The sequence below is a fragment of the Candidatus Methylacidithermus pantelleriae genome (assembly GCF_905250085.1).
GTDB lineage: Bacteria > Verrucomicrobiota > Verrucomicrobiia > Methylacidiphilales > Methylacidiphilaceae > Methylacidithermus > Methylacidithermus pantelleriae.
Map to the genome: position 1 here is coordinate 1 of NZ_CAJNOB010000041.1, position 7,416 is coordinate 7,416.

Annotated in this window: 5 protein-coding genes and 1 tRNA gene; all 6 read left to right on the forward strand. The window is 54.0% G+C overall.

All coding sequences use genetic code 11. From position 1 onward, the window contains the following. Window positions 1-552, forward strand: a 552-nt coding sequence (locus KK925_RS08370; RefSeq protein ID WP_174583507.1) for an endonuclease V, incomplete at its 5' end; no start/stop codon positions are given. A gap of 245 nt (window positions 553-797) precedes the next feature. Further along, the gene (locus tag KK925_RS08375) at window positions 798-1,817 is read left to right on the forward strand and encodes an alcohol dehydrogenase catalytic domain-containing protein (RefSeq protein WP_174583508.1); all 1,020 of its coding nucleotides are present in this window, start codon (window positions 798-800) and stop codon (window positions 1,815-1,817) included. 624 nt (window positions 1,818-2,441) lie between these two features. Beyond that, window positions 2,442-2,726: a hypothetical protein gene (locus tag KK925_RS08380; protein ID WP_174583509.1), complete on the forward strand. Its 285-nt coding sequence runs from the start codon at window positions 2,442-2,444 to the stop codon at window positions 2,724-2,726. Continuing rightward, window positions 2,717-2,905 carry a hypothetical protein gene (locus tag KK925_RS08385; protein ID WP_174583510.1) on the forward strand — a complete coding sequence of 63 codons (189 nt, stop codon included), beginning with the start codon at window positions 2,717-2,719 and terminating at the stop codon, window positions 2,903-2,905. The genes KK925_RS08380 and KK925_RS08385 overlap by 10 nt, the downstream gene beginning before the upstream one ends. A 1,203-nt stretch (window positions 2,906-4,108) precedes the next feature. Then, window positions 4,109-4,198, forward strand: a tRNA-Ser gene (locus KK925_RS08390). Between the two features lie 1,213 nt (window positions 4,199-5,411). Continuing rightward, window positions 5,412-5,540 (forward strand): hypothetical protein, encoded by a 129-nt coding sequence (locus KK925_RS11305; RefSeq protein ID WP_268905645.1) that lies wholly within the window; start codon window positions 5,412-5,414, stop codon window positions 5,538-5,540. Window positions 5,541-7,416: the final 1,876 nt, after the last annotated feature.

Sequence of the window (7,416 nt, forward strand, 5' to 3'; positions counted from 1 at the left end):
GAGGGGGAAGTGGGTTGGGTGGCGGCCGTTCGAATGGAAGGGCCGGAGCTTAAAGAGTGGCACGTGTTGGAAGGGAAAGCCAGGTTTGCCTACGAACCAGGTCTTTTGGCTCTGAGGGAAGGGCCCCTTTTGGAGGCCGCCTTTCGGGGTCTTTCCCAGTGGCCGGAACTTCTGATGGTAAACGCAACCGGGAGAGACCATCCGCGAAAGGCCGGTCTTGCTGTCCACTTAGGGGTCGTTCTTGGAGTTCCGACCCTCGGGGTAACTCGAAGCCCGTTATGTGCGGAGGGCTCCCTGCCGTCCAACGAGCGCGGGTCGCGAAGCCCTCTATTTTACGAGGGCCAGTGTGTGGCCTATTGGGTCCGGACCAAGACTGGAGTTGCACCGTTGGTCGTGCATCCGGGTTGGCGTGTAGAGGCAGAAGAGGCAGTCCGCATTGTCCTTTCGTGGACGCGGAGGTACCGCACTCCGGAACCCTTGCGACAGGCTCGAAAGAAGGCAAGACAGGCCCGAAGCTCTCACCTCTTGCGGGTGGAAAGAGAGCTTGGGTAGAGCCCGCGAGGAAAAGCTGGGGGGTGCTGCCAAAGAGGCGTTGTGCGTTTCCATGAGCTTGCCGTTGCACGCGTTCGAATCGGAATCGTCACTCCTGGGTGTGCTTGGCTAGGCTAAAGAGCAGTCACCGGGAAGATCCCGCTAGGAAGTCCTTTTCCTAGAAGGGATACATTTTCGGGAGATTTTTCGACCGAGTACGGTTAGCTTGACGCAAAAAGCCGGGATAGCAAAAACGTTGGTAAGCTATGAAAGCCGCTATTCTAACCAAGCCAGTTCCGATTGAAGAGAATCCTCTTCACATAGGCGACTACCCGGACCCGGTTCCTGGCCCGGATGAGGTGCTTTTGGAAGTTCTAGCATGCGGGGTTTGTCGGTCCAATCTCCACGTCGTGGAGGGAGATTGGCTTTCCCGGGGCGTACCGGCGAAGCTCCCGATTGTTCCTGGACATGAAGTTGTGGGTCGGATCGTTGAGCTCGGGCCGGGCGTCAAGCGATATCGAAAAGGGGATCGAGTCGGAGTCCAGCCTCTTTGGAATAGCTGTGGATATTGTGAGTACTGTCTTTCGGCACGGGAAGAGTTATGCAGACAGAAACACATTACCGGCGAGACTGTAGATGGAGGTTATGCGGAGCTTCTCGTGGCGAAGGAGAACCACATCTACCCGATACCGCCAGAACTGAGCGATGTGGAAGCAGCTCCTCTTTTTTGCCCAGGAATCACTGCGTATCACGCGGTTCTGCGTGCAGAAATTGGTCCCGGAAACAAGGTCGCCGTCTTTGGAATCGGTGGGGTCGGTCATATGGCAGTCCAGTTTGCGAAGCTCTGCGGGGCAGAAGTGATCGCTGTCAGCCGGAACCCGGATCACTTACAACTCGCCAGAGACTTAGGAGCTGAGGAAGTTGTGGATGCAAAAACAGGGGATCCTGGGGAGTCACTCCGGAGTCGATGGGGAGGGATGGACGCATGCTTGGTTTTTGCGCCGTCGAGCGCAGTTGCCCGCCAGGCACTGCGAGCCCTTAAGCCCGGAGGAACGCTCGTTTTGGGTGTGTTTGCCGATGTAGGTGAGATTTCCTTTTTCGAGGAGAAAAAGATCGTGGGTACGGTGATCGGTCCTCGAAGTGAAATGCAAGAAGTTTTGCGTCTTGCCGCGGCCCGCAAGGTCAAAACGGTTTATGATGTTTTTCCTTTAGACCAGGCGCAAGAGGCTTTACGAAGGCTTAAGGAAGGGAGCCTTTTGGCTCGAGCTGTACTGGTTACGCGATAGGTCGTGCCGAAAGGGGCTGGCGGATCTCACGTTCATGAGCCTTAGGCTCAAAGGCGTAGGATCGTTGGAAGAGAAATCTCTCGGAATGGAAAAAAGGCCCGTCCTTGTTCCTTTTGTTCCCTCAAGCGCCCGAAGCGGAAGCGGCCCCTTTCGCAAATCGATTGGCTTAGATTTAGGTTTGGAGTGACGGCAGGAGCCTGCGTTCCCGGCTCTATCCCATCTTCGAAACGGGTGTCCAGCAATTCTGGAAGTGAAGCGTGCTCTGCTCAAATTCGGTTTGAGAAGAGTGGAAATAGGGGAAGTGACACGCCACCACCACCACCATAACGCCGTACATCGCTTCCATCCATAGCTTTAGATTTTTCGAGCGCCGTTCTGGTTTTTGGTGTGCTACTGTCGGGAATAAGCCCGCGACTATGGGGTCAGGGTAATCTTGCCCGGGAAAGGCCTTTTTGCTCATTGGGAAAAGGCGTGCTTTGTTTGTGACGAAACGAGCAGCACGAAAAAATCTTGACCTGGCCATTTTCGCAACGCAGTTGGGGTGAAATTTCCTTTTCGCAAACCCCCGTTCGAGTCTTGTGGACCTCCCCAGAACGGAACGCTATCTCCTAGACGGACCTTCGTATGCTTTCCCCAGAAACTTGCGAACTCATCGAAGATGCCTTCGGTTTTCTCCTAATTTTTTGGACGGCGGCCGTGATCTATTTTTGCCTTTTCATGCAGTATTTTGCTCGTTGGCAAAGAGTGAGTGTTCTAGTTACAAGTGGCCTTCTATTGGTGGGATCCTTTTTCGTGCAGGCGGTTCCGCCTTTGCATAGCTGCATGGGGGAACTGGAGTGGGTGATTCTCTTCTATCGGGCAACGTTTGTTTGGCTTTTGTTCTGGGGAATTCGCTACCTGTGGGTGTAACTGGGGAAGGAGTGGCTTATTCTGCTCTTCCGGAGGAATTCTCGGAGGGAATCCGGCCGGGTGACAACGGGGAAATGCTTGGCGAGGAACTTTTCAAGTCCTTGCGCGGAGGCCTAGGATGGCCCGTCGCTGGGCCGGGGACCCGAAGCGTCATGCTTGCGCGTAATCCGAGCTTATGAGCCGTTTGATGCCGATCCAGAGAGAATCTCTGCTTGCTTAAAGATCGCGGGAACCCTCTGTCAGATCCTCTGACACGTTGGAGAGCCAGTTTTGGCTAGAAAGAAACCCTCTGGTGGAAACTCGGCGGCGAGACGGGAGCGAAAGAATACCGCTTTTGATGAGACAATCTTACCTCCCGACTCTTGGTGACAGAAGAAGTTGCCAGTGGAGAAAAAAGTGGGGTGTACATGACCAGCGTTCCAAGGGCCCTTTTATTCCAGGCTTCGGAATGGGAAACCGAACGCAGTTGTGTTCCTTGGTTTCGAAGATGGGTTAAGCTAAAATAGGATTTTTACCGGCAGCTCGCCTGAAGCCCAAGAAGCGATTGAAAAAGGCTTAGGGCCGGCGCGCATGCCCTTGCCTCGGGTGTTTCTTTCTTGTGTGCCAAAAAATTGTGGAAATCCCTCTTGGAAACGGAATAGACCATGAAAAAGAGCGATTCGTTTCTTTGGGTGTCGCTGGTGCGCAACCTTGCGCTGTGGGGACCAGGGAGGCAGCGACCCTTCGAGGGCAAAAGAGGAGACCAGGTGGGAAGGAAACAATGATCCAAGCCAAGGTTACAGACCCTCCTTGAGCCCTTCCGGTTCGACTCCGGATGTGCCTGGCAGGTTGTGAGGTTTCCATTATGGCCCAATCTTTTCCAAGGTGGCTGGGGAGATCCCGTTGTGTAAAAAAATCTCAGAAGGATGTAGCTTTTGAGTTCCTTCCGAATGGCTGCCAGGAGTAAAATTTTTGTAGAAAAAGGCGCTGGGAGAAAATAGGGGACTGCGCACGCTTTTTGGGGCGACGAGGAGTTCCACAAAAACGAGGACCTTGCTTTGGGCAAGGATGGCAAATAGCTATGCGAGCAAGGGGTTCCGGAGATCTCAAGGAGGCCCGTGATCGACTGACCAGGATGCGTTTGTCGCTGAAAAAGGGGACGGGGTACGGTCAATCTTCAAGGCAGAGACCTTGACAAGTGAAAATGTGGACCCTCATTGAGCAATCGGGTACCTTACTTGCTGGCGTGCGATGGGATTGACTGGTCATGGTCAAAGAGTATGGCCAAGGGTCTCGCGCTGGCGTCCCTGTTGTTCTATGGACGGAGACTTGAATAGGTCTTTACTTCGAGGAGACGGGTCCAGCGGTCGGAGAATAGCACCCCCCAGAAAGTTTTGGAAGTTGGAGCCGTGGCTGAGTGGCTGAAAGCAGCGGTTTGCTAAACCGTTGAAGGGGCAAAACCCCTTCCGTGGGTTCGAATCCCACCGGCTCCGTGACCAGGCCAACAAGAGCTTAGGGAAAAGGGGGACCTGGGAGGCGTTTGAGGCTGCTGGCGGTAAGAGGCAAATCCAGTACGGGACCCTTTTTCATGAGCTCGGTTACTTAGTGTCCCTGGTTTTTTGCGCAGTGTGGGGGCTTTCCTACCATCTTGCGATGTCACCTGCGGGATAACCTTGGCAAATAGGGGCCAATCCGGAAACGTGTCGTCATTGTGTCTGGAGAGACCTGCCCAGCTTGTAGATCACGACAGGCACGCTTTTCCCTCTGACACTGCCCTTGCCTATGCACTTGCGGTTTCACAGACGGGGAAAGGGCAGTCCAATGGGGCCTGCGGCTCGAATGGATGGCAGCGTGTTCGAGAAAAAAATGGTAGAAAGCCAACCCTTCCTCCTGTCCTTTTGAAGGCAATCTCCTATCTTGGGATCATTGGGAAAAAAGGCTAGCAGAGGATGATCGAAGGCCTTTTTTCCTGAGTCTGGGTTTTAGGGCAGTCCGATTGGGGGATAAGACTTCTGCTTGACCTCGCGTTCGCTTCTTTCGGAACAGGGGATTTAGCGCAAGCTCTGGGGTTTTCTGGTGCCGTTAGCGCCTTTGGCTGGTCTTTAGGATACACTTCCGAAACGGGTACTTCGAAGCCAAGGACCACGTGCAGCGTGCTCTACCGCAAACCTTCGAGAAACATCTTATCCGAGTGCCTTCGTTCCCAATAGCACTTGTCTTTAACCCTGCGTCGACTCCCGGACATGGTCTTTCTTGAACAGAGAATGCTTCTCCCTCTGGTGGTCGACGCACATGATCACCAAACCGCTAGGGGTTTCAAGAACTAGCTTACCTTCCTTACGTTTTTGGACTTTGTAGTTGCAAGTCAAGGACTTATGAAAAAGTGTGTAGGGTCGGTATGTGAAGAGGTTGTGAACAACAGTCGGTTGATAAGAAAAGTGCTAAATGCGGTGAGCTGTAGGCTCGTTGCTTCAGATGGTATGGCCACGGGGTGATGGACCGGCAGATCAGGGTTCCACCGTCCTACCGGTTGGGGAAAGAGGTGAAGAGAAGCCATTGGGCCAATGGAAGGCGCTTCCGGTGGAAACGCACGAGATTGTTCCGGGAAGCTTCAAAGGGCAGAAGCTTCTACCCCTGCAGGACTTACAGGTGGGGGAGCCGTGAGATGATGGGGAGTTAAGGGGTACGGAAAGAGGTTTTGCGAAGGTGGGGTCTAAAGGAAATGTTTGGAGGGGTGAGAAGGGAGCGGAAGCGGCGGGGAGAGTTTTAGCGGAGCTGTGCGAGGTGCAAGCCAAGGACTTGGAGGAAGAGGAGCTACATCTGGGCGATGGATGATTGAAACGGGGTTTGGAGCTAGGTGCAAAAGAAAGCTCTATCGCAAGCATTCCCCCGCAGGGAACGAGCCTTGTAGTTAATAATTTTTCCCGCGTGTACTTTCAGCCACAGGGCCGGAGGGATTGGCCCGTTAGGGACACAGCCGCGATCACCAAGGGGATAGGTGCCACGTCCTTTTTCTCGATGGCAATCCATGCTCAAGGGGTTGCGATGTCTTGTAAAGGTTTTGCAGCCAAACCCAGGGGATTCGAAGAGTCTTGTGGGGTTGCGCTGTGACACCCCACCGACGGTTGGGGATCCAAGAAAGAACCATTGCTTTTGATGGAGGATCGGAAAAGTCGGTGAAACTCGGCGGCGCTTGAAGGAGAGGGAGCTTTCGTATGTGGCTTGAGCCAAGAGAGGCCAAACTCCAAAAGCGATTGTCGAGGTCTTCCGAAAAGATCGGGAGCTTTGCCTGTACCGACCGGAGTCAACCGATGGAGCTGGAAGGCAATGGGGTTCGATCTGTAATTGCCGGAAAAAATAGCCTAAGCCTTAAGGGATCGGGCTCGCCGGGAAATTCGGGTGGCTTTTGACAAGGAGATATTGGCCGTTGGCCGAGATCCCCAAAACGATCGAGCCAAAAGCCGATCCGGTCAAACTGAGGGGCCAGCTCGGCTGGGGTGCCTTCTTGTCTCCGAGCGCTTAAATACTTTGGACTAGGAGTCGACCCAGAAGACCGGTTCTGGTGGAGACGTAAAGAAAGGAGCGGATCCCAGAAGAGGAAGCGATCGATGGCCGGTATCCGCTGGAGAGCCATCTCTCCCCCAGGAAGCTTTGCCCGGAGACGGCCTCACTCATTGTAAGCGAGTCGCCGACGTTTGAATCGCGCCTTTCGCCCGCTCAAAAGCTCGCTGGAAGTCCGTCCCGGTATCACTCGCGGGCGGCGACCAGCGTCCTCTGTAATCCCATCCGGATCTCTTTGCTGGCTTATTGGCTCACCGCTGTCCTCCGAGCCCCAATGGATCTCGAAAGCCTTCGATAGAGAACCCCCGAAACCCTTCGTGGCCTTTAAGCCATCCGCGTAGCGCGGCTTTTGTTTGATTGCACATTTTAGCGGCGAATCCTTTGCGAAATACCCAAAGAAGAAACTGCCTACTCCAAAAACTGCGTCTGCTTCCTCTTTTTTCTCACCGGCACAAGTGGATTACGTGAGCAAGACGAAACCATTGACTCGTTCGGCTACAGTCATTTACCTTCAAACAATGTCGAAGTTAAGCCAGCTTGAAGTCCATTTGACAATCCAGTCCGCCTATCTCTCGATGCGCACGTCTTGGAGAGAGGTATTTGCGGCGTCAGCTTTCCTTTTCCCATTGGCGCTTTGAGATGGTTGAAATGCAGACGGGCTCGCCCCCTCGGTCGCTAAGCCCCGGCGACATCACGGTGTTCGATCGAACGCCAGCTTCCTTTACTTAGGAGCCCCGATCAAGGGGCCAACCATGTGCTTTGGTTTAGCAAAACCTTACTTCATGATCTTGGCTGGTGATAGAATACGTCTCGAGCTTGTTCGTCCTTGTCAAACCGATTGCGAGCACCGTACAGCATGTACTCAGTAGTTCCACATAGGAGCTTTTTTTAGTATTGCACGCGTCTGAGCTGGGCCGCGGAAGGAGTGCGTCGGGCCTTTGGTGAAGGCGTTATAATTGTCCGGCACCTATGGCTTCAGCCGGGAGCACCCAGAGCGGCTAGGGGTGGTAACGCTCGTGGTCGAAGCTCCTGGAAATAGGCCTGCAGAGCGGGAGAGCCGAGCAAGGAGCCCGCAACGAAACGGAACGCTCAAACGAGGCCTCGAAACTGACAATGCCGCGCACTGGAAAAGCTCTGAAACGACTCGGCG